Annotated in this window: 19 protein-coding genes and 1 riboswitch; of the genes, 15 read left to right on the top strand and 4 right to left on the bottom strand. The window is 57.9% G+C overall.

Translation table 11 applies throughout. The features are described from left to right. Positions 1-2: 2 nt before the first annotated feature. Positions 3-1,154: a molecular chaperone DnaJ gene (gene dnaJ / locus PGY33_RS00965; RefSeq protein ID WP_118360297.1), complete on the top strand. Its 1,152-nt coding sequence runs from the start codon at positions 3-5 to the stop codon at positions 1,152-1,154. A gap of 132 nt (positions 1,155-1,286) precedes the next feature. Next, positions 1,287-1,445: a hypothetical protein gene (locus tag PGY33_RS14435; protein WP_442861216.1), complete on the top strand. Its 159-nt coding sequence runs from the start codon at positions 1,287-1,289 to the stop codon at positions 1,443-1,445. 220 nt (positions 1,446-1,665) lie between these two features. Here the strand turns inward: PGY33_RS14435 and ribH are convergent, their stop codons facing one another. The 4 genes from ribH to ribD all read right to left on the bottom strand — a co-directional run bounded on the left by ribH (position 1,666) and on the right by ribD (position 5,152). Then, positions 1,666-2,127 (bottom strand): 6,7-dimethyl-8-ribityllumazine synthase, encoded by a 462-nt coding sequence (ribH, locus tag PGY33_RS00955; protein WP_118479122.1) that lies wholly within the window; start codon positions 2,125-2,127, stop codon positions 1,666-1,668. Between the two features lie 80 nt (positions 2,128-2,207). Continuing rightward, entirely contained in the window at positions 2,208-3,416 is a 1,209-nt protein-coding gene (locus PGY33_RS00950; protein ID WP_117491331.1) for a bifunctional 3,4-dihydroxy-2-butanone-4-phosphate synthase/GTP cyclohydrolase II, read from the bottom strand. 15 nt (positions 3,417-3,431) lie between these two features. Then, positions 3,432-4,067, bottom strand: a complete 636-nt coding sequence (locus PGY33_RS00945; RefSeq protein WP_270476954.1) for a riboflavin synthase — start codon at positions 4,065-4,067, stop codon at positions 3,432-3,434. Continuing rightward, complete coding sequence (gene ribD, locus PGY33_RS00940; protein ID WP_270476952.1) at positions 4,067-5,152, bottom strand: bifunctional diaminohydroxyphosphoribosylaminopyrimidine deaminase/5-amino-6-(5-phosphoribosylamino)uracil reductase RibD; 1,086 nt, start codon at positions 5,150-5,152, stop codon at positions 4,067-4,069. Before ribD ends, PGY33_RS00945 begins: the two co-directional genes overlap by 1 nt. 172 nt (positions 5,153-5,324) lie before the next feature. Continuing rightward, positions 5,325-5,451: riboswitch (FMN riboswitch) on the bottom strand. Between the two features lie 288 nt (positions 5,452-5,739). On the opposite strand from ribD, the gene PGY33_RS00935 reads away from it, so the two are divergent. The 13 genes from PGY33_RS00935 to rpoD all read left to right on the top strand — a co-directional run bounded on the left by PGY33_RS00935 (position 5,740) and on the right by rpoD (position 26,132). Then, positions 5,740-9,120, top strand: coding sequence for a PD-(D/E)XK nuclease family protein (locus PGY33_RS00935; protein ID WP_270476950.1), 3,381 nt, complete (start codon positions 5,740-5,742; stop codon positions 9,118-9,120). Beyond that, positions 9,101-12,676 carry a helicase-exonuclease AddAB subunit AddA gene (gene addA / locus PGY33_RS00930; protein WP_118479128.1) on the top strand — a complete coding sequence of 1,192 codons (3,576 nt, stop codon included), beginning with the start codon at positions 9,101-9,103 and terminating at the stop codon, positions 12,674-12,676. The genes PGY33_RS00935 and addA overlap by 20 nt, the downstream gene beginning before the upstream one ends. A gap of 639 nt (positions 12,677-13,315) precedes the next feature. Beyond that, positions 13,316-14,821, top strand: coding sequence for an IMP dehydrogenase (locus tag PGY33_RS00925; protein WP_117491317.1), 1,506 nt, complete (start codon positions 13,316-13,318; stop codon positions 14,819-14,821). A gap of 87 nt (positions 14,822-14,908) precedes the next feature. Beyond that, the gene (locus tag PGY33_RS00920; RefSeq protein ID WP_118479130.1) at positions 14,909-16,201 is read left to right on the top strand and encodes a chloride channel protein; all 1,293 of its coding nucleotides are present in this window, start codon (positions 14,909-14,911) and stop codon (positions 16,199-16,201) included. Positions 16,202-16,321: 120 nt separating this feature from the next. Then, positions 16,322-16,978, top strand: a complete 657-nt coding sequence (locus PGY33_RS00915; RefSeq protein ID WP_118479132.1) for an HAD family hydrolase — start codon at positions 16,322-16,324, stop codon at positions 16,976-16,978. 110 nt (positions 16,979-17,088) lie between these two features. Further along, positions 17,089-18,477, top strand: coding sequence for an MATE family efflux transporter (locus PGY33_RS00910; RefSeq protein WP_118479134.1), 1,389 nt, complete (start codon positions 17,089-17,091; stop codon positions 18,475-18,477). Continuing rightward, positions 18,474-18,932: an S-ribosylhomocysteine lyase gene (locus PGY33_RS00905; protein ID WP_118479136.1), complete on the top strand. Its 459-nt coding sequence runs from the start codon at positions 18,474-18,476 to the stop codon at positions 18,930-18,932. Before PGY33_RS00910 ends, PGY33_RS00905 begins: the two co-directional genes overlap by 4 nt. 87 nt (positions 18,933-19,019) lie before the next feature. Further along, positions 19,020-19,223 carry a 50S ribosomal protein L31 gene (rpmE, locus tag PGY33_RS00900; RefSeq protein ID WP_016147979.1) on the top strand — a complete coding sequence of 68 codons (204 nt, stop codon included), beginning with the start codon at positions 19,020-19,022 and terminating at the stop codon, positions 19,221-19,223. 697 nt (positions 19,224-19,920) lie between these two features. Further along, the gene (gene hflX / locus PGY33_RS00895; RefSeq protein WP_118479138.1) at positions 19,921-21,201 is read left to right on the top strand and encodes a GTPase HflX; all 1,281 of its coding nucleotides are present in this window, start codon (positions 19,921-19,923) and stop codon (positions 21,199-21,201) included. 112 nt (positions 21,202-21,313) lie between these two features. After that, complete coding sequence (locus tag PGY33_RS00890) at positions 21,314-21,949, top strand: YigZ family protein (RefSeq protein ID WP_118479140.1); 636 nt, start codon at positions 21,314-21,316, stop codon at positions 21,947-21,949. A gap of 121 nt (positions 21,950-22,070) precedes the next feature. Further along, on the top strand, positions 22,071-23,072 hold the full coding sequence (locus PGY33_RS00885) for a deoxyguanosinetriphosphate triphosphohydrolase (protein WP_118285636.1): 1,002 nt from the start codon (positions 22,071-22,073) through the stop codon (positions 23,070-23,072). Between the two features lie 58 nt (positions 23,073-23,130). Further along, the gene (gene dnaG / locus PGY33_RS00880) at positions 23,131-24,897 is read left to right on the top strand and encodes a DNA primase (protein WP_117489419.1); all 1,767 of its coding nucleotides are present in this window, start codon (positions 23,131-23,133) and stop codon (positions 24,895-24,897) included. Further along, entirely contained in the window at positions 24,894-26,132 is a 1,239-nt protein-coding gene (rpoD, locus tag PGY33_RS00875; RefSeq protein WP_110436306.1) for an RNA polymerase sigma factor RpoD, read from the top strand. The genes dnaG and rpoD overlap by 4 nt, the downstream gene beginning before the upstream one ends. Positions 26,133-26,169 lie beyond the last annotated feature (37 nt).

The raw sequence follows: 26,169 nt of genomic DNA, 5'->3' as shown, positions 1-26,169 counted from the left end.
TTATGGCTGATAAAAGAGATTATTATGAAGTGCTCGGCGTACAGAAGGGCGCAAGTGATGATGAGCTGAAAAAGGCATACCGCAAGCTGGCGCGCAAGTACCACCCGGACCTCAACAAAGATAATCCGGAGGCTGCGGATAAGTTCAAGGAAGCAAACGAAGCGTACGAAGTGCTGTCCGACAAGGAGAAGCGCGCTAAGTACGATCAGTTCGGCTTTGCCGGCGTTGACCCGAGCTACGGCGGCGGTGCCGGTGCCGGTGGCTTCGGCGGCGGCTTTGATATGGGCGATCTGGGCGACCTGTTCGGTTCGTTCTTCGGCGGCGGCTTTGGCGGCGGACGGTCGTCCCGCCGTAATGCACCGCAGCGCGGCGAATCCATCCGTCAGACGGTGATCCTGTCCTTCGAGGAAGCCGCATTCGGCTGTGAGAAGGAGATCACGGTCGAGCGCATCGAATCCTGTGATGACTGCGGCGGCACAGGTGCCGCAAAGGGCACTACGGCGGAGACCTGTCCGAACTGCCGTGGTACCGGCGTTGTTACGCAGACCCAGCGCACGCCGCTCGGCATGTTCCAGACGCAGGGCGCCTGCCCGAACTGCCGCGGCACCGGCAAGATCATCAAGAAGCCGTGCCCGAAGTGCGGCGGTCAGGGTCGTGTCCGCAAGACCCGCAAGTTCAAGGTCAACATTCCGGCAGGTATCGACGATGGTCAGTCCATCCAGCAGCGCGGTCAGGGCAATGCCGGTGTAAACGGCGGCCCTGCAGGCGATCTGTTCGTAACGGTTGCCATCCGTCCGCACCCGATCTTTACCCGCAACGGCTCGGATGTACATGTCGATATTCCGATTTCGTTCGCACAGGCCGCACTCGGCGATACGCTGCAGGTGCCGACCATCGACGGCCGCATCGAGTACAAGATTCCGGAAGGCACGCAGACCGGTACGACGTTCCGCATGCGCGGCAAGGGCATTCAGAATGTCAACGGCCGTGGTCGCGGCGACCAGTATGTCCGCGTAAACATCGAGGTGCCGAAGAACCTGTCCGAAAAGCAGAAAAAGCTGCTGCGTGAGTTCGAGGAAACGTCCACGGACGAGAATCAGGTAAAGCGCAAGAGCTTCTGGGATAAGGTAAAGGACGCACTCAAGGATAAATAATTAAAGGAGCATTGCTTTTTGAACGAATTCGGTAAACTGGAGCTTGTGCGCTGACCGGGAGGTCGGCTGTGCAGGAATCCGTAAACCACCTCCCCAAAGGACGAAAATATCGACTTTTTAGGAGGAATTCCCATGAATCGGGAGAATAAACGCAAGCAATATCAAAAGGGTTATTACAAAACGCATGCCTGCGACGACAGCTTCACCTGTAGGGTGTGCGGCCGTCCGGTCGTACCCGCAGGTGCGGTGTACTGCACTCTAACCGCGCAGCGGCGGACGATAACCCGATGAAGCTGATGTCCATCGCCATGAAGCCGGTGGCGTTCCCACCGTTCCCGCTGGAGCGGATTGAGGAGCTGACCGCGCTCATGGGCGGAGAAGGCTCGGTAGAATAAAGAAAACCACCCGGGATTTTCTCGGGTGGTTTTTCGTCTGCAGGAGGAAAATAGAATTGAGGATGGTAAATAAAAATGCTCTCTGAATCATCAGAGAGCATTTTTTTTGCACAATTTTAGAGCTGCGGCAGCAGGTTTGCCAGTTCGAGAGCGGCAATCGCTGCATCGGCGCCCTTGTTGCCGGCCTTGGTGCCTGCGCGCTCGATGGCCTGCTCGATGTTCTCGGTGGTAACCACACCGAAGGTCACCGGCACACCGGTCTGCAGGTTGACCTGTGCAATGCCCTTGGCAGCCTCGTTGCACACGAGGTCGTAGTGGCTGGTCGAGCCGCGGATAACCGCGCCGAGGCAGATAACTGCATCATACTTGCCGCTCTGCGCCAGCTTCTGCGCCGCCAGCGGGATCTCAAACGCGCCGGGAACCCATACGAGCGTGATGTCGTCGGTGTCTACACCGTGGCGCACCAGCGTGTCCTCCGCGCCGGAGATCAGCTTGGAAACGATAAATTCGTTGAAACGCGAACCAACGATCGCAAACTTGCCCTTGGTTGCTACTAACTTGCCTTCGAGTACCTTCATCTTAAAATCTTCCTTTCAATATGGTGAACAGATATATTGCAGGGCGAGGTGAGGTCATCCCGCCCTGCGGGATAGATTGATTACAATGTTTCACTAAAGAGGTGACCCATCTTAATTTTCTTGGTTCTGAGATAGAACGCGTCGTCCTTCTGCGGTGCGATCTCGATCGGTACGCGCTCGGTGATCTCTACGCCGAAGCCGTCCAGACCGTAAATCTTCTCCGGATTATTGGTCAGCAGGCGCAGCTCCTTTGCGCCGAGGTCCTGCAGAATCTGAGCGCCGATCCAGTATTCACGCAGGTCGGGCGCAAAGCCGAGCTTTACGTTTGCCTCGACTGTATCGAAGCCCTTTTCCTGCAGTTCATACGCCTTCAGCTTGTTGATCAGACCGATTCCGCGGCCTTCCTGGCGCATATAGAGCAGCACGCCGCGGCCTTCCTTGTCGATCTGCTGCATGGCTGCCGCCAGCTGCTGACCGCAGTCGCACCGGCGGGAACCGAACACGTCGCCGGTCAGGCACTCGGAGTGTACGCGGCAGAGCAGGTTCTTGCCATCGCCGATCTCTCCCTTGACGAGCGCAACGTGGTGCTCGCCGGTCAGGTCGTTGACGTAGCCGTAGATGCGGAACTCACCGAAACGGGTGGGCATTTTCGCACAGGCTTCGCGGACAACGTGCTTATCATGACGGCGGCAGTAGTCCTGCAGGTCCTTGATGGTGATGATCTTGAGACCCCATTCCTTGGCCTTCTCCATCAGCTCGGGCGTGCGCATCATCGTGCCGTCATCGCGCATGATCTCACAGCACAGACCGCACTGCTCGAGTCCGGCCAGACGGCACAGATCGACAGTCGCCTCGGTGTGGCCGTTGCGGGTCAGCACACCGCCGCGGCGTGCAACAAGCGGGAAAACGTGTCCCGGACGGCGGAGCTCCTCCGGCTTGGTGTGGATATCCGCACATTTGCGGCAGGTAAAGCCGCGTTCCTCGGCGGAAATGCCGGTCGTGGTGTCCACATGGTCGATGGAGACCGTGAACGCGGTGTGGTGGTTGTCGGTGTTGACCTTTACCATCTGCTCCAGACCGAGACGGAGTGCAACCTGCTCACTCATCGGTGTGCAGATCAGGCCCTTGGCATGGGTCGCCATGAAGTTGACGTTCTCGGTCGTGGCGAACTGTGCGGCGCAGATGAGGTCGCCCTCGTTCTCACGGTCCGGGTCGTCGATGGTGAGGATGAGGTGTCCGGCGCGAAGCTCTTCGAGCGCTTCTTCAACTGTATTGAACTGATATTCCATAAAAGAAAACCTCCGTTAAAATCCGTGTTGTGCAAGAAAATCCATTGTAATACCGCTGGATTTGTGCGGCGTGAGCATTTTTTCAACGTATTTGCCGATCACATCGCATTCGAGGTTGACCGGATCGCCCGGCTTTTTGCCGAGCAGAATGGTCTGTGCGCCGGTGTGCGGAATGATGGAGACCGAAAAGTCGGTGTCCGTCACAGCCGCCACGGTAAGGCTGACGCCATCAATGGCGATCGAGCCTTTTTCGACGATGTACCGGAGCAGGGGAGCCGGTGTTTTGATCGTTACCCACACGGCGTTGTCCTCGCGCCGCTGCGAGAGAACCGAGCCGGTGCCGTCGATGTGGCCGGATACGATATGACCGCCGAACCGTCCGTCGGCAGGCATCGCGCGCTCCAGATTGACCGGCGAGCCGCTCTGCAGACTGCCGAGCGCGGAACGCCGCAGGCTCTCCGCCATCACGTCGGCGCTGAAGCTGTCGTCCGTCAGCGCGACCACGGTCAGGCATACGCCGTTCGTGGCAATGCTGTCGCCGATTTTTGTATTTTCGAGCACGGTATCCGCCGCAATCGTCAGCCGAGCGCCTTTTGCACCGCGCTCAATGCGCCGCACCGTACCGATTTCTTCGATAAGTCCAGTAAACATTACAATCTCCCTTCAATCAGGAAATCTTCGTCCATCGGCATGCAGGTCACGTCCTTCAGCGGAAGCGCCTGCACCATCTTGTCAAATCCCAGACCTCCGACCGGACTTTTCGCGCCTGCACCGCCGATGATTTTCGGGGCAATGTACGCCTGCACGCGGTGTACCACACCGGCCTCCAGCGCGGAGAACGCAAGTGCCGAGCCGCCTTCAAGCAATATGCCGTCGATGCCGAGTGCGCCGAGCTGGCGCATCAGGTCGGCAAGGTCTACGCGCTCGTTTTTCGTTTTGCATTCGAGAATGTGTACACCGTGCCGTTCCAGTTCAGCGGTGCGCTCATTTCGACCGACAACCGCGATATAGGTCGGGATTTTGTTCGCCGTCTGTACGATTCTGCTGTCGATCGGCGTTCTTGCGCGGCTGTCGCAGATTACGCGGATCGGATCGCGCCCGCCGTCAATGCGGCAGGTGAGCAGCGGATCGTCCTCAAGCACGGTGCCGATGCCGACCATGATGGCGGGCAGCCGGTTGCGCGTTTCGTGCACATGACGGCGGGCGGTCTCGCCGGTAACCCAGCGGCTGTCGCCGGTGTGCGCGGCGATTTTGCCGTCCAGCGTCATCGCGTACTTGAGCGTCACAAACGGCGTTTTGTGCGTGATGTAGTGAAAGAAAACTTCATTCACGCGGCGGCATTCGTCCTCGCACACGCCGGTCTCGACTTCGATGCCTGCGTCGCGCAGGATCTGTGCGCCTTTGCCGGCTACCAGCGGATTGGGGTCCAGACAGCCGACGAACACGCGGCCGATCTTGTGCTCGATGACTGCATCTGTGCACGGCGGCGTGCGTCCCCAGTGGCAGCACGGCTCAAGCGTGACGTAAAGGTCTGCGCCGGTGCAGTCCTCGGTGCAGTGCGCGAACGCATTGCGCTCAGCATGCAGGCCGCCGATGTGCTCGTGCCAGCCTTCACCGATGATTTTTCCGTCCTTGACGATGACGCAGCCGACCATCGGATTCGGATTGACGTGACCGGCTCCGCGCTGGGCCAGCGCCAACGCCTGACGCATATATTCCTGTTTTTGCTCCTGCATAGAATCACCTGATATAATAATTCTGTAGAAAATTTCACGATAGTTTGGCGACAGCCAAAAAAACGTCCCAAAGACAGAATCTTCGGGACGCTGAAAAAAGCATTGTGAAAATAAAAAGTCTGAAACACCGAATCGGCATTTCAGAACAGCAAACAAACGGAAAATCTTTCCGTGCATTCTTCTTTTATCCAGACTATACTGTCGGCCTCGGAATTTCACCGAATCATGCTTCCGCCGAATGGCATCCGCTCGCGGGCTGTACCGCCGGTAGGGAATTGCACCCTGCCCTGAAGAATCAAATATTTGGTTTTGCGGGGCAGAGCCTTTATTGTTCCGCCTGAGGAAAGTATAGTCCCAAGCGGAGAAAAATGCAAGAGTTTTTTGAAAAAATAATTTTACAGAATATGTGAATGCAAACAAAGCACCGCAAAAGTTCGAAAAAGACTGGAAAATACGCAGATAACGCACAAAAAATATAAAATGACCATACGGTTGTTATTGGTAATTTTCCGTTTTCCATTACCAATTTTCAATTTGCTCCGGTTGTGCTATAATCAAATAGCTATGAAATGAAAGGAGAGTGTGCCATGCGGATCTGGACCGGACGAGCGGGGAGCGGCAAGACAACGGCCATCCTGCGGGAGATCGCGGCGCTGAGTGAAAAGGGAGAGGGACGGCAGATTCTGCTCGTGCCCGAGCTGAACTCGCACCTGATGGAGCGGCGACTTGCTGCAGCCACGCACAACCACGGCGCACGCACGGCCGAGGTGCTGACGTTCTCACGATTGGCTGACCGTGTGTTCTCTGAGGTCGGCGGACTGGCACAGCAGATGCTGACGCCGGCAGGTCAGCTTTTGACCTTGCAGGAGGCGGCACGCCGTGTGCAGGGCGGGCTGAGTGCGTGGAAGGGTCTGGCAGACAAGCCGGAGCTGCTGCAGGAGGCGCTGCGGCTGATCGACGAGTGCAAAACCTGTGCGGTCGCGCCGGAGACGCTGTTTGCGGCTGCCGAGGAGAGTGAGGACGCGGTACTTGCAGAAAAATTGTCCGATCTTGCACAGATTTTAACAGCTTATGAGCGTCTGTGCGAGGAGTCCCTGCCCGACCCGAGAGACCGTCTGACACATTTGCGCGACCGCCTGGCAGAAAGCCACACGCTGGACGGTGCAGCGGTCTATCTGGATGGTTTTCTCGGCTTTACCGTGCAGGAAAGTGCAGTGGTCGATGCCATGCTGGCAGCGGGTGTGCCGCTCTCTGCGGCGGTAACCTGTGATATGGATTACCCGGAGATTTTCCTTACCGGCTGTAAAACAGTGCAGAAATTAACCCGAATGGCAAAGCATCATAACCAGACGGTCGAGCGCATCGAACTGGGCGAAAGCAAGGTGGCCCGACCGGCGGGACTGGCTGCGCTCGAGCGCGAAAGCCTGCTGCCGGTGCGCACCCCGCAGGAGAGCGCGGCCGGCGTTCGTTTGTACGAGGCGGCTTCGCCGTTTGACGAGTGCGAGCACGCGGCGGCTTACATTCGGCGCAAGGTGCGGGACGAAGGCGCGCGCTGCCGCGATTTTGTGGTTGCGGCACGCGATATCGAGCCGTACAGTGCGTTCCTTGCAATGGCGATGGCGCGGTACGACATTCCGGTGTTCCTCGCGGAAAAGCCGGATCTGCTGTCTCGTCCGCCGATGGCGCTGGTCACGAATGCACTCGAGGCGGTACGAAATCACTTCCGATATGAAGATCTGTTCTCCTGTCTCAAGACCGGACTTGCGGGCTTGGATTGGGACGAAATTGATAAATTAGAGAACTATGTGCTCACCTGGAACATCCGCGGCGGAGCATGGGAACGCGAGTGGACCGAGCATCCGGACGGCTATGGTCTGTCCATCGACGAGAATGCGAAGGCGCAGCTTGCCGAACTGAACACACTCCGCAAACGGGCAATCGCGCCGTTCTCCGCACTGCGCGAGGCACTTGCAGGTGAGCAGCCTGCAGGTGACTGCGTGCGTGCGCTCTATGCATTCCTTCTCGCGGTGGATGCGCCGCAGCGCATGACCGACCGCGCCGCCGGACACGAGCAGGCGGGCCGTCTGCAGCTGGCCGACGAGTACCGCCAGCTGTGGGAAATCCTGGTTTCTGCGATGGAGCAGTTTGCATGGGTGTGCGGTGATATGCCGCTGACGCTCGACCGTTTCGCGCAGCTGTTCCGGCTGGTGCTCGGCGAGTATGATGTGGGTACGATTCCGGTTTCGCTCGACCGCGTGACCTGCGGCAACATCGAGCGTGCGTGTACGGAAAATGCGAAATATGTCATCCTGCTGGGCGTCAACGACGGCCTGATACCGAAAACCCCGTCCTCGACCTCGCTGTTGAGTGACATGGACCGCGACAAAATGGATGCGCTCGGCGTGGAACTCAAAGCCTACGGCGAAGAACGCCTGCTGATGGAGCAGGAAACGCTCTATCGAGCACTCGCGTGCCCGACGGACGAGCTGCTGCTGACGTATCACACCATCGACGCAGGCGGCGGTGAAACGCGGCCGTCCTACTTCGTAAACACAGTGCGCGAATTGCTGCCGGATGTGCCGTTTTCCACCCACCGGACGGAGACCGTGCGTGACCGCCTGCAGGCAGAACGACCGGCGGTCGAACTCGCGTGCGCGTATCTTTCGGGCGACCGGACAGCCGCCGTGCGGGCTGCCTATGACTACTATAAGGATGATGAGCGCGTCAAAAACGCGCAGGCGCAGCGGCACGGCAGAGGACCGCTGAGCAGTCCGCACACGATTGACGGATTGTACGGAAAAAGCCTCAATCTGACCGCTTCGCGTGTGGATACGTTCTATTCCTGCCGGTTTGCGTTCTTTATGCAGTACGGTCTCAAGGCCAAGCCGCGCCGCGTGGCGAAGTTTGATGCGCTCTCGACCGGCACGTTCATCCACTATGTGCTCGAGCATGCGCTGGATGCTCTGGGAAAGTGCGAGGGCGGCGCTGCCCATGCCGATCAGCCGACCGTGCGCAAAGCCTGCCGTGAAGCGGTACGGCAGTATGTCGCGGAGGAACTGGGCGGCCTGGAGAACAAAACCGCGCGTTTCCAGTACCTGTTCCGCCGACTGGTGCGCGCCGTGGAGCAGATCCTCGACAACGTGATCGAAGAACTGCGCGTATCCGACTTTGCGCCGATCGACTATGAGCTGGACTTCTCGCGCAGCGGAGACCTGCCGCCCGTGCAGTGTGAGGACGGCGATGTGTCGGTTTCGCTCTCCGGCAAGGTGGACCGCGTGGACGGCTACATCAAAAACGGTCGTCTCTATCTGCGCGTTATGGACTACAAAAGCGGCAAAAAGTCATTTTCGCTGTCCGACATCTGGTACGGACTCAACATGCAGCTTATCATCTATCTGTACGCGCTGCAGCAGGAGGGTCTGGACCGCTATCGTGCCCGCCTGACCGCCGAGCTGAACGAAATCGTACCGGCAGGCGTGCTGTATGTTCCGGTACGCGATGAGCTGCCGGATGCGGCGCGCGACACGGACGAGGACGGGCTGCGCATCCTGCGCGACAAGGCGCTGCGGCGTTCGGGTCTGCTGAGCGACGATATGTCGCTGCTCGAGGCGATGGAGCACGGTCTGGAAGGTGACGGACGGTTTATTCCGGTCTCTATCAAGACCAGGAAGGGCGAGGACGAGCCGACGCTTGCCGCCAAGTCTGCGGTAGCTGATCTGGCGAAATTCGGCAGACTGGCACGCTATACGCAGAAAAAGCTGCTCGAAATGGGACAGGCTCTGCGAAACGGCAGCATTGAAGCTGATCCGCGCAAGACCGACCGCAGCTATTGCGAATGGTGCGATTTCCGGGCAGCCTGCCGGTTCGACGAGACCGCCGGAGATAAGGTACGCTGGCTGAAAAACATCAAGGACAAGGAATTCTGGGAGCAGTTAGGAGGGAACGACAATGCCGAAGTGGACACCTGATCAGCAGACTGCGATCGACGACCGCGGCGGCGCATTGCTGGTTTCGGCGGCAGCCGGCTCGGGCAAGACCGCCGTACTGACCGAGCGCGTACTCCGTCGGCTGACGGACGAGAAGGATCCGGTCGATATCGACCGCCTGCTGCTGGTTACCTTTACCAACGCAGCGGCAGCCGAAATGCGCGAGCGAATCGGTGCGGCCCTCGGTGCGGCTGTAGCCGCAAACCCGCGGGATACCCGTCTGCGGCGGCAGCTGTTCCTCGTGCACCGCGCGAAAATCACGACTGTGCATGCGCTGTGCCTGTCGCTCGCGCGCGAGCAGGCGGCGGTGCTCGGCATCGCGCCCGACTTCCGCCTGATGGACGAAAACGAGGGCAGGCTGCTGCGCGCCGAGGTGCTCGAAGAAGTGCTCGACACGGCCTACGAGCAGGCGGACGAGAAGTTTTTCGCGCTCTGTGACCTGCTGACGGCGGGGCGCGACGATAAAAAGCTGGGCGAGGTCATTCTCGGCACCTACGAGAAGATTCAGGCGCATCCCGATCCGCGGGCGTTCCTTGAGGACGTGCGTGCGGGGTTGTACACGCGCGGCATGGACACGCCGCACGGCTGTGTTCTGCGCGAGCAGGCAAGGTCGGCAGCACAGCACGGTGCGGCATTTCTGCACATGGCTGTGGATGAATTGACCGGCATTGATGAGCTGGCGGACAACTATCTGCCCGCGCTGACGAGCGACTTAAATCAGGCCGAGCATCTGCTGGACGCACTGTTTGGCGGCAGCTGGGATGACTGCGTGAAGGCTGCCCGGTCGATTTCGTTTGACCGACTGAAGGCCGCGAGAAAATTTGAGGACAAGGCGTTCCTCGAGCAGATCAAGGCCATGCGCGAGGAGTGGAAGGGCGTTGCCAATAACATTCGGGAGAAATGGCTGACCGTCACCGCAGAAGAAGCGGAGTACGACCGCGGCCTGACAGCCCCCGCGCTGTTCGCACTCATTGACATGGTAAACGCCTTTGACGATGCCTTTACGGCAGCGAAACGTGCGAGAAATGCTGCGGATTTCAACGATTTGGAGCACTTTGCCGTGCGTCTGCTGTATACAGACGGCAAGCCGTCCGCACTGGCGAAAACCATGTCTGAGCAGTTCACCGAAATTGCGGTGGACGAGTATCAGGACACCAACGCCGTGCAGGATGCCATCTTCCGTGCACTCTCCAGAGACGAGACCAACCTGTTCATGGTCGGTGACGTCAAGCAGAGCATTTACGGCTTTCGACTGGCTGACCCGTCCATTTTCCTTGAGAAATACCGCAGCTTCGGTGAGGCGGCGGATGCCGCCGACGGGCAGCCGCGCCGCGTCGTGCTCGGGCAGAATTTCCGCTCGCGGGCGGCTGTGCTGGACGCGTGCAACTACCTGTTTGCCGCCGTCATGGGCGAGACCGTGGGCGACCTCGCGTACACGGACAAGGAGGCGCTGCACCTCGGTGCGGACTACTATCCGGAGGCCGGAAACGAGCGGTACAAGACCGAAGTCCTGCTCGTGGACGCGGACGGACTCGGCGAGGACGATGATGCGCCGGATAAGACCGAACTCGAAGCACGGCTTGCCGCGAAGCGGATTCGTGCGCTGCTCGACGAAGGCTTTCCGGTGACGGATAAGCAGACCGGAAAGCTGCGTCCGGTCACGCCGGGCGATATCGTAATCCTGCTGCGCTCGCCCAGAAGCAAGGCGCCGACCTACATTGCGGAGCTGGAGCGCATCGGCGTAACAGCCAGCGCCGAACAGCGCGGCGGCCTGCTCGAGACTGCCGAGGTCGGCACGATGGTGTCGCTGCTCAGCGTCATTGACAACCCGCGGCAGGACGTTGACCTTATCGGTGTGATGCGTTCGCCGCTGTTCGGATTCACCGAGCAGGAACTGGCAGATATTCGCCTTGTGGATCGCAAGATCAGCTATTATGACGCGCTTCTGCAGTCGAGAACGGATTTCCCGAAGGTGGAAACCTTTCTGCAGCGGCTGGACTTTCTGCGCACTTTTGCGTGCGATCAGCCGGTGTACCGCCTGCTGTGGGAGATTTACGATCAGACCGGCGCACTCGGCCTGTACGGTGCGCTGCCGAACGGCGCACAGCGCCAGAGCAACCTGCTGACATTCTTCGAGCGGGCGCGCTCGTTTGAGGGACAGGGCTTCCGCGGCCTGTTTGACTTTGTGCGCCTGCTGCGCGGCATGCTCGAGCAGGGTGAGGATTTCCAGACGGTCGGTGCCGAGGCCACCGGCGGTGCGGTCCGCATTCTGTCCATCCACAAGTCTAAAGGACTGGAATTTCCGGTCGTTATCGTGGCGGACTGCGCCAAGCAGTTCAACGACAGCGACCTCAAGGAGCCAGTGCTCGTGCACCAGAACCTCGGCTTCGGCAGTAAGTGCCGCGACCGTGACCGCGGTGTGCAGTACGACACAGCCGAGCGCATTGCAGTCTCGGTGCAGATGCGCCGCGAAATGATATCCGAAGAGCTGCGCGTATTATATGTAGCGATGACGCGCGCCAAGGAAAAACTGATTCTGACGGCAGCCACCGGCAGCCTGCGGAATTCGCTGAAAAAGTGGTCGCTGCTGGCGTCGCTCGACGAGCTGCCGCAGTACGCCATGGGTGCGGCACGCACGCCGCTTGCGTGGATTCTGACACCGCTGCTGCGGCATCCATGCGCGCGTGCCTTCCGCGAGGAGTATGCGCCGGAGGTGCCCGGGCACGGCACGGACAATGATGCGTTTGTGCTCAAGGTGTATTATCCGAGCGACCTGCAGCCGCAGGAAACTGAAATCCTGCGTTTCGAGGACATGGTGACCGGCGACTGCACCGTGCAGCCGCACTTCGACTACCCGCATGCTTACCTTGCGGAGCTGCCGAGCAAGCTGACCGCCACCGGTGTCGGCCGCGGCTACCGTGCAGACGAGGCCGCCGAGCAGACAACGCCGCCGCGGAAAGAAGTGCAGCTGCGCGCACCACTGTTCGAGCAGGGAGAAAAGAAGCTGACGCCTGCCGAGATCGGTACAGCGCACCACCTGTTCATGCAGTTCTGCGACTTTGACGCCGCCTGTGCGCCGAACGGCGTGGAAAACGAGCTGAACCGTCTGGCGGAAAAGAAGATTTTGTCCACAGAACAGGCGCATGCTGTGGATAAACGCAAGATCGAACGGTTTTTCGCCTCCGACCTGTACAAAACCTTTATGGCGGAAAATAAGGTGCGGCGTGAGTTCAAGTTCTCCGTGCTTGTTCCGGCGCAAACGTATTTTCCAGTTGCGGCGGACGCACCCGAGGAAAATGTGCTCCTGCAGGGCGTTATCGACTGCCTGATTGAAACCAGGGACGGCTTTGTTATCCTTGACTTCAAGACCGATCGCATCAAGAAGGGCGGTGCGGTCGAGAGAGCCGAGCAGTACCGTCCGCAGCTGGCCGCCTACGCGCGTGCCGTGCATGAGATTTACGGCAGACCGGTCCGCGCCTGCGTGCTGTACTTTTTCCACACCGGCGATACCGAATGGGTGTCGCTTGACGAGGACTGACAGCATTTGACCGCCCGGCAGTTAAGAGCGTGTTAAGATTCATTTGCATGCATTGACATTGCGTCCGCACGATGGTAAATTGAGTACAGCAAAAGCGAAGGGGCACCGGAAAAATACCGGACGGCTCCGCAGGACTTCAATATGCCACCATCATTCATTCCTCATTTCCAAATGAAAAATCCGCAGACGGGAACGTCTGCGGATTTTTCTATCTCTAATCTATCGAAAAGGAACAGGCTATATCAATTAAGCGCGATAGCGCGCATAAAATAGAATTTACTGTGCAAATTCGTAGCCCGTAGGCCTCTATCCTTAAAAATGTTTAATGAGAGCAAACCGGGAGCATGTATCGGCGCAGCGCGTCCAAGAATCCGCGCAAGGATAGCGCAGGTTTTACACCCTGAGAGGGAGAAAGTTTCCGTATGGGAACTTTCGGATGACTTTGGAACGGCCCACGGTCCGTTCCTGCTTGTCAGCGAAACTGTAGTTTCGCGACAGTTTATTGCACGGATTGCATAACACGCATGCGGCAAAAATCGTGAAAAACCGTCATATGCCCGCTTTACTTTACAGGGCAAAAAGGATATAATAAACTTAACTATCAAAAACGACCTATCTGGAGAAAAGGAGAACGACGAAATGGCGTATTATTTCAGTGAACCTTCGCATACCTTTAACGAATATCTGCTGGTACCGGGGTATTCCTCTGCGGAGTGCATGCCGGCGAACGTAAGCCTGCGCACACCAATCGTTAAGTACAAAAAGGGCGAGGAATCCGCGCTGTATGCCAACATTCCGATGGTTTCCGCAATCATGCAGGCGGTATCGGATGATCGTATGGCGATCGCACTGGCGCAGGAGGGCGGCATCTCCTTTATCTTCGGTTCGCAGTCGATCGAGAGTGAGGCTGCCATGGTTTCCCGCGTAAAGAGCTACAAGGCAGGCTTCATCGTATCCGACTCCAACGTAAAGCCGGACACCACCCTTGAGGAAGTCCTCAAGCTGAAGGAGCGCACCGGTCACTCCACCATGGCTGTTACCGATGACGGCACCGCGAACGGCAAGCTGCTCGGCATTGTCACCAGCCGCGACTACCGTGTTTCCCGTATGGAGCGCAGCGTTAAGGTTGAGGAGTTCATGACGCCGTTTGACAAGCTGATCACCGCTCCGGCAGATACCAGCCTCAAGATCGCAAACGACATCATCTGGGACAACAAGCTGAACTCTCTGCCGCTGGTAGACGACAAGCAGCATCTGGTTTATATGGTATTCCGCAAGGACTACGACAGCCACAAGGCAAACTCTCTTGAGCTGCTCGATGAGCACAAGCGTTATGTAGTCGGCGCAGGCATCAACACCCGCGACTACGCAGAGCGTGTTCCGGCACTGGTTGAGGCCGGCGCAGATGTTCTCTGCATCGACTCCTCCGAGGGTTTCTCCGAGTGGCAGAGCCGCACTCTGTCCTGGGTACGCGCAAAGTACGGCGACAGTGTAAAGGTCGGCGCGGGCAACGTTGTTGACCGCGAGGGTTTCCGTTTTCTTGCTGAGGCCGGCGCGGACTTCATCAAGGTCGGCATCGGCGGCGGCTCCATCTGCATCACTCGTGAGCAGAAGGGCATCGGCCGCGGTCAGGCTACCGCTCTGATCGAGGTTGCAGCCGCTCGTGACGAGTATTTCGAGGAGACCGGCATCTACATTCCGATTTGCTCGGACGGCGGTATCGTTCACGATTATCACTGCACGCTGGCGCTGGCTATGGGCGCCGACTTCCTCATGCTCGGCCGTTACTTCTCTCGTTTTGACGAGTCCCCGACGAACAAGGTCAACATCAACGGCAGCTACATGAAGGAGTACTGGGGCGAGGGTTCTGCCCGTGCCCGCAACTGGCAGCGCTACGACATGGGCGGCGACAAGAAGCTGTCCTTCGAGGAAGGCGTTGACTCCTACGTTCCGTACGCAGGCTCGCTGAAGGACAACCTCGGTCTGACCCTGAGCAAGGTCCGTTCCACCATGTGCAACTGCGGCTCTCTGTCCATTCCGGAGTTCCAGAAGAAGGCAAAGATCACGCTGGTATCCGCAACCTCGATCGTCGAGGGCGGCGCACACGATGTTGTGCTCAAGGAAACCGCATCTACGAGCAAATAAGCATAGTTTACTCACAAATTGCCCCACAGGTTATCTCTGCGGGGCAATTCTTATCGGAAATGAGATCGCATGAAGGGGAGGGGCGCTATGCCTCAGAATAATAAGCCGGGACGCCGTCTGCTGCGGCGGCTGTACGGTTCGTGGTACCGCGTGCGGCGCAATATCAGCGCGTTTGCGCGGTGGTGCCTGTTTGCAGTCATTATCGGCGTGGTGGTGGGCGCAGTCGGTGCGGCGTTTGAGCACGCACTCGAATGGGCGACCGAAACCCGGCAGGAGCAGAGCTGGACGTTGTATTTTCTGCCGCTGGTCGGTCTGTTTATCGCGTTCTGGTACAGTAAAATGGATATGCCGCTTGAACGCGGCACCAACTTCATCCTGACCTCGGTGCGGCAGGATCATCCGGTGCGGCTGCGGCTTGCTCCGAGCATCTTTATCACCTCGGTGCTGACCCACCTGTGCGGCGGCTCTGCCGGACGAGAAGGTGCGGCGCTGCAGCTCGGCGGTGCGATTTCGGGCAATATCGGACATCTGATGCACCTGGACGACAAGGATTCCCGCACGATCACCATGTGCGGCATGGCAGCGTGCTTTTCGGCGCTGTTCGGCACACCGCTTGCGGCGAGCGTGTTCGCAATGGAGGTTATCAGCGTGGGCGTGATGTACTACGCGGCGCTGTTTCCGTCCATCCTTGCGAGCGTGATCGCGCATCAGGTAGCGCTGCAGCTTGGCGGCGGCACGACCGCGTTTACGCTCTCCGGTGTGCCGGAAAATACGGATGTGCTGCTCATTGTAAAGCTGGTGGCGTTCGGCGTGGTCTGCGCCGGACTGAGTGCGCTCGTGTGCATCATCTTCCATAAAATCGGTCATCTGTTCAAGCATTTTCTGCCGAACCAGTACGCCTGCATTGCGGTTGGCGGCGCGGTCGTGGTGCTCATCAGCCTGCTGCTCGGCACGCGCGACTACAACGGTGCAGGCATGCAGGTCATTGAACGCGCGATTGCCGGTCACGCGGCATACGAGACGTTTTTCCTCAAGCTGGTGCTGACGGCGATTACCATCGGCGTCGGCTATAAGGGCGGTGAGATCGTGCCCGTGCTGTTCATCGGCGCAACCTTTGGCGCCGCCTACGGCGGATTTTTCGGTCTGGCGCCGTCCTTTGCGGCCGGTCTCGGTATGACGGCCGTGTTCTGCGGCGTGACAAATTCGCCGCTTACATCTATCCTGCTGGCGTATGAGCTGTTCGGAGGTCAGAGCCTTGCGCTGTTTGCGCTGGTCATCGCCATCGCGTACATGCTCTCCGGGTACTACGGCCTGTACAGTGAGCAGAAGATCATCTATTCCAAGCTCCAGCCGAGATATATCGACCGAAAAACCAAATAACCAACCATCCGTAGGGCGCGACGACTCGGCGCGCCGTGTAAATCATGTGCAGTTGCTGAAAAGGCGGCGTGCCGAGGTCGTCACGCCCTACGATATACGTTCTCGAAAGGAACAAAACCAATGCAGAATTTCAAAGGTGCAATTTTCGACATGGACGGCACGCTTTTGGACTCCATGCCGGTCTGGAAACGACTGACACAGCGCTACCTTGCGCAGTTCGACGTTCACATCACAGACGCGGACTACGCGGTATGCGAGGGTTTTTCTCAGCCGCAGGTTGCGGAGTATTTTCTGAAACGCTATCCGAATCTGCCGCTGACCCGTCAGCAGATGCTCGACGGCATGGACGAGTTGATTACCTCCCGCTACGAGACGATTGCAAAGCCCAAGGACGGTGTAATCGACTTTCTCGAAGGTCTGCGCGCACGCGGCGTCAAAATGGCCATCGCTACGCTGACGGCACGCCGCCACGCGGAGAAGGCGCTCATCGACCGCGACATGATGAAATATTTCGAGTTCATGCTCACCATCGAGGATGTGGGCGTGCCCAAGTACGAGCCGGACATTTATCTCGAAGCAGCAAAGCGCCTCGGTCTGACAGCAGGCGAGTGCATGGTGTTTGAGGACGCGCCGTATGCGGGCGTAACGGCGAAAAAAGCCGGTTTTGCGCTCTGCGGCATGGCCGAACCCGCCTACGCGGAGGGCGAAGACACGCTCCGGCAGGTCAGCGATGTGTTCGTCGAGCATTCCTTTGCCGAACTTGCCGGAAAACTGTAAAAAACACTTGCAATATAACGCATCATATCCTATTATATATAGGAAAGAGAGTATGGAGCTGCGTTAGGAATCCTAACGCGGCTTCCTTTTACGTTGGGAGGCTGGAATTTTTGGAACAACAGAATAAAATGGGCACCGCGAAAATGGGTCCGCTGATCTTTTCGATGGCACTGCCGGCGATGATCTCCATGATCATCAACGCGCTGTACAACATCGTAGACAGTATCTTCGTGGCCAAGTATTCGCAGGATGCGTTGGCGGCGGTTTCGCTCGTATATCCGCTGCAGATGCTGGTCGTGGCGATCGGTGTCGGCACTGGTGTCGGCGTAAACTCGCTGATCGCACGCCGTCTGGGCGAAAAGCGCCAGAAGCACGCGGACTCGGCGGCAGAGCACGGCGTTGCGCTGGCGGTTGTTGGCGGCATCGCATTCTTCATCCTCGGCTGGGGATTTTCGGGTGTATTCGTCGGCGCATTCGGTGCGAGCGAGGCGGTTTCGGCTTACGCTATCCAGTATTCGCACCTTGCGGTCGGCATGAGTATTTTTGTTATGATCTCGATGATGTGCGAGAAGATCCAGCAGTCCGGCGGCAACATGATCATCCCGATGTGTCAGGGCCTGACCGGTGCGATCATCAACATCATCCTTGACCCGCTGATGATCTTCGGTATCGGTCCGTTCCCGGAGATGGGTATTCGCGGTGCGGCGCTCGCGACCGTTATCGGCCAGATCTTCGGCATGGCGCTTGGTCTGTGGGGCGTGTTCCGTCAACAGAAGGTGCTGAATGTCAACATGCGCGAGTTCAAGTGGCGCGGACAGACGATCAAGGATATTTACCGCGTTGGTCTGCCGGGTATTGTCATGCAGAGCGTCGTTTCTGTTATGACAGCGGGCATGAACGGCATTTTGATCGCCTTCTCGCAGACGGCGGTCAACGTACTCGGTGTGTATTTCAAGCTGCAGACCTTCGTCTTTATGCCGGTATTCGGACTCAATCAGGGTGCGCTGCCGGTTATGGGCTACAACTACGGTGCACGCAACCGCAAGCGTCTGATGGGGGCATACAAGATCACGCTGACGGCGGCTGTCGTCATTATGGCGCTTGGTCTGGTGCTGTTCCAGCTGCTGCCCGAGCAGATGCTTATGCTGTTTGTGGACAAGTCCGATGCAGCGGCAGCACAGGAGATGATTGAGGTCGGCGTTCCGGCGCTCAAGACCATCAGCCTGTCGTTCCTCGGCGCGGCGTTCGGCATCATCAACTCCACGCTGTTTCAGGCCACCGCACGCGGCATGAACAGCCTGATCGTGTCTGTCTGCCGTCAGCTGGTCGTTATCCTTCCGGCGGCGTGGATTCTGGGTCAGCAGTTTGGCCTGAATGCGGTATGGTATGCATTCCCGATTGCAGAAATCGCAGCATTCTTTATCTCGTATATTCTGCTCTGGCGCGAATACCGCTCGGAACTGCGGTTCCTTGATGTAGAGAAGGAGGCAAAGGCATGAAACGAATTGCCAGCTTTGAAGTAAACCATGATAAACTGAAGCCGGGTATGTATACCTCGCGTATCGACGGCGACATCACCACCTATGATATCAGAATGGTGTACCCGAATGCGGGTACTTACATCCAGCCTGCGGCGGGTCACACGTTTGAACACCTGTTTGCAACGTATGCGCGCAACTCGAAGTTTGCCGATCGGATCATCTACTGCGGTCCGATGGGCTGTCAGACCGGCTTCTACTTCCTTGTGCGCGATATGAAGCCGTCGGACGCGATTGCGCTCGTGCAGGAGAGCATGGCGTTTATCGCCGCTTACGAGGGCGAGATTCCGGGTGCGAGCCGCATTGAGTGCGGTAATTATCTACTGCACGATCTGGCAGGCGCAAAGCAGCTTGCCGCTTCCATGATTCCCGTGCTCGAGGGCTGGAAAGAAGAAAATCTGATTTATGAAAAATAATGCTTGCATTTTCGGAAAACATGTGGTAAGATAATTTTACGACTGTTGGAGATATGTAAACATATCCGTGGAAAGAGGTGAAACAACATGAAACAGGGCATCCATCCCGACTACAAGCAGACCACGATCCGCTGTGCCTGCGGCAATGTCATTGAGACCGGCTCCACCAAGGAGAACATCGTCGTTGACGTTTGCTCCAAGTGCCACCCCTTCTTCACGGGTAAGCAGAAGCTGGTAGACACCGGCGGACGTGTTGATCGCTTCAAGAAGCGTTTCAATCTGGACAAGTAATGTGAAAAGCCATCGAAACGTGTTTTCGGTGGCTTTTTCGTTATCTGTTTTCAGATTGCGGAAGGGTGTTTGCGGTACAGGCGGTCTGGTGCGCTTGAACCGCGCAGGCGGTTCATCCTGTCCGGGCGGAAAGTTTTTCGCTGAACCTCAGCGGAGAGTTGCCGTCTGCGGACGGCAGGAGATTCGCCGTACCCACGGCGGTGGGCAAGAGGGTAGACACCTGCGGTTTCTACCCTCTTAACTCCCGTTTCCCTTTGTTTCTTAGCTTGGCGCAGACCAGAGACCGGCGACCGCTCCGAAATAGGGGAACGGCAGTCGGGTTACCCGTCTGTAGGGGCGCGCATTGCGCGTCCATTACTCGACCGATTCGCAGTTCTAGGATACCGTACTGCTACACAGAAGGTTTAGTCTGCGCAGGCGCGGCATATCTGTGCCGCGCAACTCGTTGGTCTGGTGGCTATGGACGGCAACTACGAGTTTAATTTGATAACGAATGTTACCGCAGGGTGCGTCGACTTACAACGATAGGGCATTTTCTATATAACAAAAATCCGCCACGACTGGTCGTGACGGAAAAAAGATTCACTTTTTCTACCCTTATATTACCACAAAACAGACGGAAAATCAAGTCTTGTACGGTTTTGCGTTTGGGTGTAATAAATACAGAGGATAATTTAACAGCAAGGAGGAATTTTCCATGCCGTTTACCAATCAAACAGAAGAAAAGCAGATCGAACGGGCGGTTCTGGTTGGTCTGTCGTGTCCGAGCTTCAACGCCGATCAGGATGCGGACGAGCGCACGATGGACGAGCTGCGCGCGCTGGCGGAGACTGCCGGTGCAGAGGCTGTTGCGATGACGCTGCAGCGCCGTCCGGCGCCGGATGCCCGCACGTTTATCGGTGAGGGCAAGGCGGAAGAGGTCAAGCAGCTTGCCGAGATGAACGACGCAAGTCTGATCCTGTTCGACAACGAGCTGTCGCCGTCGCAGATGAGCAATCTGGAGGAGCTGACCGGCCGCACGGTACTCGACCGCTCGGCGCTCATCCTCGATATTTTCGCGCAGCGTGCGCGCACCGGCGAAGGCAAGCTGCAGGTCGAACTGGCGCAGTACCAGTACATTCTGCCGCGTCTGGCGGGTATGGGCAAGGCGATGAGCCGTCTCGGCGGCGGCATCGGCACGCGCGGACCCGGTGAGAGCAAGCTGGAGAGCGACCGCCGTCACATCCGCAGCCGCATCGACAAGCTGCGCCGTGATTTGGAGCAGGTGCGGCAGGTGCGCTCTGTGCAGCGCCGTCAGCGCAAAAAGGCCGAGCTGCCGCTGGTTGCCATTGTCGGCTATACGAACGCGGGCAAGTCCACACTGCTGAACACCCTGACCGGTGCGGGCATCGAGGCGAACGACCGTCTGTTCGATACACTCGACCCGACTACGCGCAAAAAGCGCATTTCGGACACGCAGGAAATTCTCCTGTCCGATACCGTAGGCTTTATTCGCAAGCTGCCGCATCATCTCGTATCGGCGTTCAAGGCCACGCTCGAGGAGCTGGCGTATGCCGATCTGCTGCTGCACGTTGTGGATGTTTCGGACGAAAACTGGCAGATTCATGCACAGACTGTGGATAAGGTTGTGGCACAGCTCGGCGCACAGGATATTCCGCGTGTGATGGTGTACAACAAGGCGGATAAGTGCGACCCGGACGTCATTCCGTTCATTCGGCCGGATGAGGGTGTGAAGATTTCCGCAAAGAGCGGCGAGGGCGTTGACGACCTGCTGACTGCCATCGAAAAGGCGCTCGGCAAGGGCAAGCATAAGGTGAAGCTGTGCATTCCGTACAGCGACGGCGCCGTGCTCGATATGCTGCACCGCGAAGCACAGATCGACTCGACCGACTATGCCGCGGAAGGCACGATTGTCGAGGCGGTCGTGGATGATAAGACCTACGGCAGAGTTTCGACATACATTATGGATAATGAGTAATTAGTAATGAGGAATTAGAAATTAAGGTGCGCGAAGCGCATTTTGAATCATCGCGCATGGCGCGATACCGCAATTACTAACTACTAATTCCTGATTATTTAAGGATTTGCTGATGGAAAAAGACTACTTTGTGCCTTTTGCCGATTACGGCGAGGACAAATTTGAAGAAAAACGCTCCAAGTTCACCGGACGGCTGTGGCACGTCGAAACCGCCGAGGAGGCGGTAGCGAAGATAAAGGAGATGCGCGAGACCTACTGGGACGCGACACACAACTGCTACGCCTACATTCTCCGTGAAGGCAATGTGATGCGCTACTCGGATGACGGAGAACCGCAGGGCACGGCAGGCATGCCGATCCTCGAGGTTCTGCGTCACGAGAACCTGACCGACTGCGTTTGCGTTGTTACGCGCTATTTCGGCGGCATTCTGCTCGGTACGGGCGGATTGGTCCGCGCGTACACGCAGGGCGCGCAGGTGGCTGTCGCGGCGGCCGGTGTGCAGAGAATGAGCCTGTACACGGTGGCGCTCATCGCGTGCCCGTACAATCTGTACGAGATTATTCTGCACCTGCTGCCGGACCACGACTGCGCGGTCGAGGAGACCGACTACGGCGCGGATGTAACGCTGACCGTGACGCTGCCCGCCGGTCGGGAGGACAAGCTCAATCAAGCGCTCGCCGAAGCCACGGCAGGGCAGGTCTACGCCGAGGTCATGGAGACCCGATTCATGGGTCGGCGTGTCAAGTAAATACCGGCTTGCAAGGCTCACAAAATTCTGAAAAAATTTTTGTGAAAAAAAGAGGATTTTCAGATTTCGTTTCGTATAACTATTATGTGACGGATTCTCCGAGGCTGAGGAGGCGGTACATATGACCATTCGAGAGCAGAACGAACAGCGCGAGCACGCGGTGCTTGAGCCGTGGGCGACCTTTGCGGACAGCTCCGCAGGCAGGCTGCGCCCGATGGAACCGTGTCCGTACCGCACCTGCTTTCAGCGCGACCGGGACCGCATTATCCACTCGAAGGCGTTCCGGCGGCTGGGCAACAAGACGCAGGTATTTATCTCGCCGGAGGGCGACCACTACCGTGCTCGGCTGACGCACACGCTTGAGGTCGCGCAGATTGCGCGGACAATCGCGCGGGCGCTCGGACTCAACGAGGATTTGACCGAAGCGATCGCGCTCGGACATGATCTCGGGCACACGCCGTTCGGTCACGCCGGAGAGGCGGCACTCGATGAGGTTTGTCCGTTCGGGTTTCGGCACAACGAGCAGAGTCTGCGCGTGGTGGATGTGCTCGAGGATTTGAACCTTACGCGCGAGGTGCGCAACGGCATTGTCTGCCATACCGGCAGGCGCAAGGCGAGTACGCCGGAAGGCCGCATTATCCACTTTGCCGACCGCATTGCCTATATCAACCACGATATTGACGACGCGGTACGCGCGGGCATTATCCGCGAGAGCGATATTCCGCAGCATTTGAGAAAACGCCTGGGTGGGACGCACGGCAAGCGCATTGATACGCTGGTGACGGCGATGATCGAGTACGGCCAGCGGTATCTGGAGATCGGCATGGACGAGCAGATGCACGAGGACATGATGGAGCTGCGGCAGTTCATGTTCGATCATGTGTACCACGGCACGGCCGCACAGCGTGAGGAAAAACGCGCAAAATCCATGCTGCGCAGTTTGTACGAATATTTTATCGAGCATCCTGACGAGCTGCCGGACGATTACTTCGTGCTGCAGGCCCGGGGGGAGGCGCTCGAGCGGATTGCGTGCGACTATGTTGCAGGCATGACCGACCGCTACTCGATAGCGGTCTATAAGAATTTGTTTATTCCGAAAAGCTGGAATAAGATTGAGGATTAACGAAAATGGGTATCATATATTCGTTTTCGTTCGATAAATAGGGAAGGAGGGACACGAAATGCCGTTTGACCGTATATTTCTGGACGAGCTGTCCGCGCGGAACGACATTGTAGAGATCGTTTCGCAATATGTGCAGCTGAAAAAGAGCGGCGCGAACTATTTCGGTCTGTGCCCCTTCCACAACGAGAAAACCGGTTCGTTTTCGGTCTCGCCGGACAAGCAGATTTTTCACTGCTTCGGCTGCGGCGCAGGCGGCGGTGTCATCACCTTTATTATGAAGGCGGAAGGTCTGACCTTCCCGGATGCGGTACGCTATCTCGCCGAGCGGGCGGGCATGCAGATACCCGAACAGGGCGAAGCCGAGCGCAAAGCGGCGCGCCACAGAGAGCGTCTGTACGCGCTCTGCAGGGATGCCGGACGCTATTATTATGACACACTCTGGCGGCCGGAAAACCGAACCGCACAGCAGTATTTTATCAACCGAGGTCTGTCCCGAAGGACGATGAACCGCTTCGGACTCGGCTATGCACCGGATTCCTTCCACGCGCTCATTGACGCGATGACGGCCAAAGGCTACACGCGCGAGGAACTCATGGATGCCGGTCTGGTCAGCCGCAGCGAAAAGGGACATATTTACGACCGGTTCCGCAACCGTGTCATGTTCCCGATCATCGACGTGCGCGGTCATGTGATCGCATTCGGCGGCCGTGTGCTGGATGATTCCAAGCCGAAGTACCTGAACTCGCCGGAAACGCCGATCTTCCACAAGAGCCGCAATCTGTTTGCGCTCAACCTGTCAAAAAGCACGAAGAACGATTATTTTATCTTAGCCGAGGGCTATATGGATGTCATCGCGCTGCATCAGGCGGGATTTGATTCTGCGGTTGCATCGCTTGGCACCTCGCTGACCGAGGAGCAGGCACGCATTATCGCGCGGCACACCGACCGCATTGTCATCTCGTATGACGCGGACGGAGCCGGTCAGGCGGCGGCACAGCGCGCGATCGACATCCTGAAAAAATGCGATCTGCAGGTCAAGGTGCTGCGTATTCCGGGGGCCAAGGACCCGGATGAATTCATCAAGGCACGCGGCGCGGATGCGTTCCGTAGCCTGATTGAGCGAAGCGAGGACCACAACGCGTTCCGCATCGAGCAGATCGCCGCAAAGTACGATCTGGAGGATGATGAAGCACGCGTGCTGTTCCTCAGAGATGCAGCGCGCATGCTCGCCGGCATCGAGAGCACCATCGAGCGCGAGGTCTACGCCGGACGTGCCGCTAAGATGGCAGGCGTGACCGCCGAAGCCATGAACGTTGAGGTTCGGCGCGAACTCGGCATTCAGCGCAAGCGGCGAAAGGCCGCCGAACGGCGTGAGATACGCTCTCCGGTCGGACTGGCGCAGCCGAAGGACAGGTCGCTGGCGTATACCGACATGAAATCCGCCAAGGCCGAGGAGAATGTGCTTAGACTTCTGTTCTCGGACCAGAAATTGATTGCCGTTGCCGAAAAGGATTTGCAGCCGGCGTGGTTTTCCGCACCGGTGCTGCGTAAGATATACGAGCGTGTGCTGGAGCTGAACCGAAACGACCAGATGGTCGATGTGCTGTCCTTTGAGGGATGGCTGGAGCCTAACGAAATGAGCCTGCTGTCCGCGATACTCGAACCCGGCATTCCGGCCGGAGAGCATCGAGGGGAACTGCAGGAATACATAAACACCATACGAATGCAGCGCGTCAAGGATGGAACCATTACGCAGGCGGGAGAGGACCCGCTGCTTACATTCGGACGCATCAAAAAACAAAACGCGGGAGGACAAACGATATGACGAAAGCAAACGCAAATGCAGCCGCAAACGCACAGGAGCAGCAGGCAGCACAGCAGCAGATCCTGCGCGACCTGCTCGCGCTTGGCAAGAAGAACGGCCGACTGACCCTCAAGGAGATCTCGGATGCACTGAGCCATCTGGAGCTGTCGAGTGAGGACATCGACAAGGTGTACGAGACGCTCGAGACCATGGGCATCGAGGTCGAGACGAACGGTGTGCTGGAGAAGGTCATCGGTGACGATGACGACTCCTTTGAGCCGGAGGAAGTGGAAGAGGTTCCGGAGGAAGAACTGGTCGATACCTCTGCCATGGCTGAGACGTTCGCCATTGACGATCCGGTCCGCATGTATCTGAAGGAGATCGGCAAGGTCGATCTGCTGTCCCCTGAGGAGGAGGTAACGCTCGCAGAGCGCATGCAGAAGGGCAACGAGGCCGCAGAGCGCATCGCAAACGAAGGCGATGCCATTCCGGCGGAGGAGCGCGCACAGCTTGAAAAGGATATCAAGCTCGGCGACCGTGCCAAGAAGCGTCTGGCTGAGGCGAACCTGCGACTGGTTGTCTCTATCGCAAAGCGCTATGTCGGCCGCGGCATGCTGTTCCTCGATCTGATCCAGGAGGGCAACCTCGGTCTGATCAAGGCAGTTGAGAAGTTCGACAGTACCAAGGGCTTTAAGTTCTCTACCTACGCAACGTGGTGGATCCGTCAGGCGATCACCCGTGCGATTGCGGATCAGGCGCGTACGATCCGTATTCCGGTACACATGGTTGAGACCATCAACAAGGTTATCCGCGTTTCCCGCCAGCTGCTGCAGGAGCTGGGCCACGATCCCAGCCCGGAGGAGATTGCCAAGGAGATGAACATGCCGGTTGACCGTGTGCGCGACATCCTGAAGATCGCGCAGGAGCCGGTATCGCTCGAGACGCCGATCGGCGAGGAGGAGGATTCTCACCTCGGCGACTTCATCCCGGACGACGATGCGCCGGAACCGGCAGAGGCGGCCTCCTTTATGCTGCTCAAGGAGCAGCTCGTTGAGGTGCTCAAGACTCTGACGCCGCGTGAGGAAAAGGTTCTGCGCCTGCGCTTCGGTATCGAGGACGGCCATACCCGCACCCTCGAGGAGGTTGGCAAGGAATTCAACGTAACTCGCGAGCGTATCCGCCAGATTGAGGCAAAGGCGCTGCGTAAGCTGCGTCATCCGTCGCGCTCCAAGAAGCTGAAGGATTTCCTGAACTAAAGAAGCCCAAAGCCGCTTACCGACAGGTAAGCGGCTT

Source organism: Butyricicoccus sp. AF18-9LB (genome assembly GCF_027684505.1).
Taxonomy (GTDB): Bacteria; Bacillota; Clostridia; order Oscillospirales; family Butyricicoccaceae; genus Agathobaculum; species Agathobaculum butyriciproducens.
Note: the sequence above shows the minus strand (reverse complement) of the source record. Positions and strands in the feature narration are given on the sequence as shown.

Excerpts from the sequence above, each read along its gene's own strand:
- PGY33_RS00935 (WP_270476950.1), top strand. The coding sequence starts at position 5,740 with ATGCGGATCTGGACCGGACGAGCGGGGAGCGGCAAGACAACGGCCATC.
- rpmE (WP_016147979.1), top strand. The coding sequence starts at position 19,020 with ATGAAACAGGGCATCCATCCCGACTACAAGCAGACCACGATCCGCTGT.
- PGY33_RS14435 (WP_442861216.1), top strand. The coding sequence starts at position 1,287 with ATGAATCGGGAGAATAAACGCAAGCAATATCAAAAGGGTTATTACAAA.
- PGY33_RS00915 (WP_118479132.1), top strand. The coding sequence starts at position 16,322 with ATGCAGAATTTCAAAGGTGCAATTTTCGACATGGACGGCACGCTTTTG.
- PGY33_RS00925 (WP_117491317.1), top strand. The coding sequence starts at position 13,316 with ATGGCGTATTATTTCAGTGAACCTTCGCATACCTTTAACGAATATCTG.
- ribH (WP_118479122.1), bottom strand. The coding sequence starts at position 2,127 with ATGAAGGTACTCGAAGGCAAGTTAGTAGCAACCAAGGGCAAGTTTGCG.
- dnaJ (WP_118360297.1), top strand. The coding sequence starts at position 3 with ATGGCTGATAAAAGAGATTATTATGAAGTGCTCGGCGTACAGAAGGGC.
- PGY33_RS00945 (WP_270476954.1), bottom strand. The coding sequence starts at position 4,067 with ATGTTTACTGGACTTATCGAAGAAATCGGTACGGTGCGGCGCATTGAG.
- PGY33_RS00950 (WP_117491331.1), bottom strand. The coding sequence starts at position 3,416 with ATGGAATATCAGTTCAATACAGTTGAAGAAGCGCTCGAAGAGCTTCGC.
- dnaG (WP_117489419.1), top strand. The coding sequence starts at position 23,131 with ATGCCGTTTGACCGTATATTTCTGGACGAGCTGTCCGCGCGGAACGAC.
- PGY33_RS00885 (WP_118285636.1), top strand. The coding sequence starts at position 22,071 with ATGACCATTCGAGAGCAGAACGAACAGCGCGAGCACGCGGTGCTTGAG.
- hflX (WP_118479138.1), top strand. The coding sequence starts at position 19,921 with ATGCCGTTTACCAATCAAACAGAAGAAAAGCAGATCGAACGGGCGGTT.
- addA (WP_118479128.1), top strand. The coding sequence starts at position 9,101 with ATGCCGAAGTGGACACCTGATCAGCAGACTGCGATCGACGACCGCGGC.
- ribD (WP_270476952.1), bottom strand. The coding sequence starts at position 5,152 with ATGCAGGAGCAAAAACAGGAATATATGCGTCAGGCGTTGGCGCTGGCC.
- rpoD (WP_110436306.1), top strand. The coding sequence starts at position 24,894 with ATGACGAAAGCAAACGCAAATGCAGCCGCAAACGCACAGGAGCAGCAG.
- PGY33_RS00890 (WP_118479140.1), top strand. The coding sequence starts at position 21,314 with ATGGAAAAAGACTACTTTGTGCCTTTTGCCGATTACGGCGAGGACAAA.
- PGY33_RS00920 (WP_118479130.1), top strand. The coding sequence starts at position 14,909 with ATGCCTCAGAATAATAAGCCGGGACGCCGTCTGCTGCGGCGGCTGTAC.
- PGY33_RS00905 (WP_118479136.1), top strand. The coding sequence starts at position 18,474 with ATGAAACGAATTGCCAGCTTTGAAGTAAACCATGATAAACTGAAGCCG.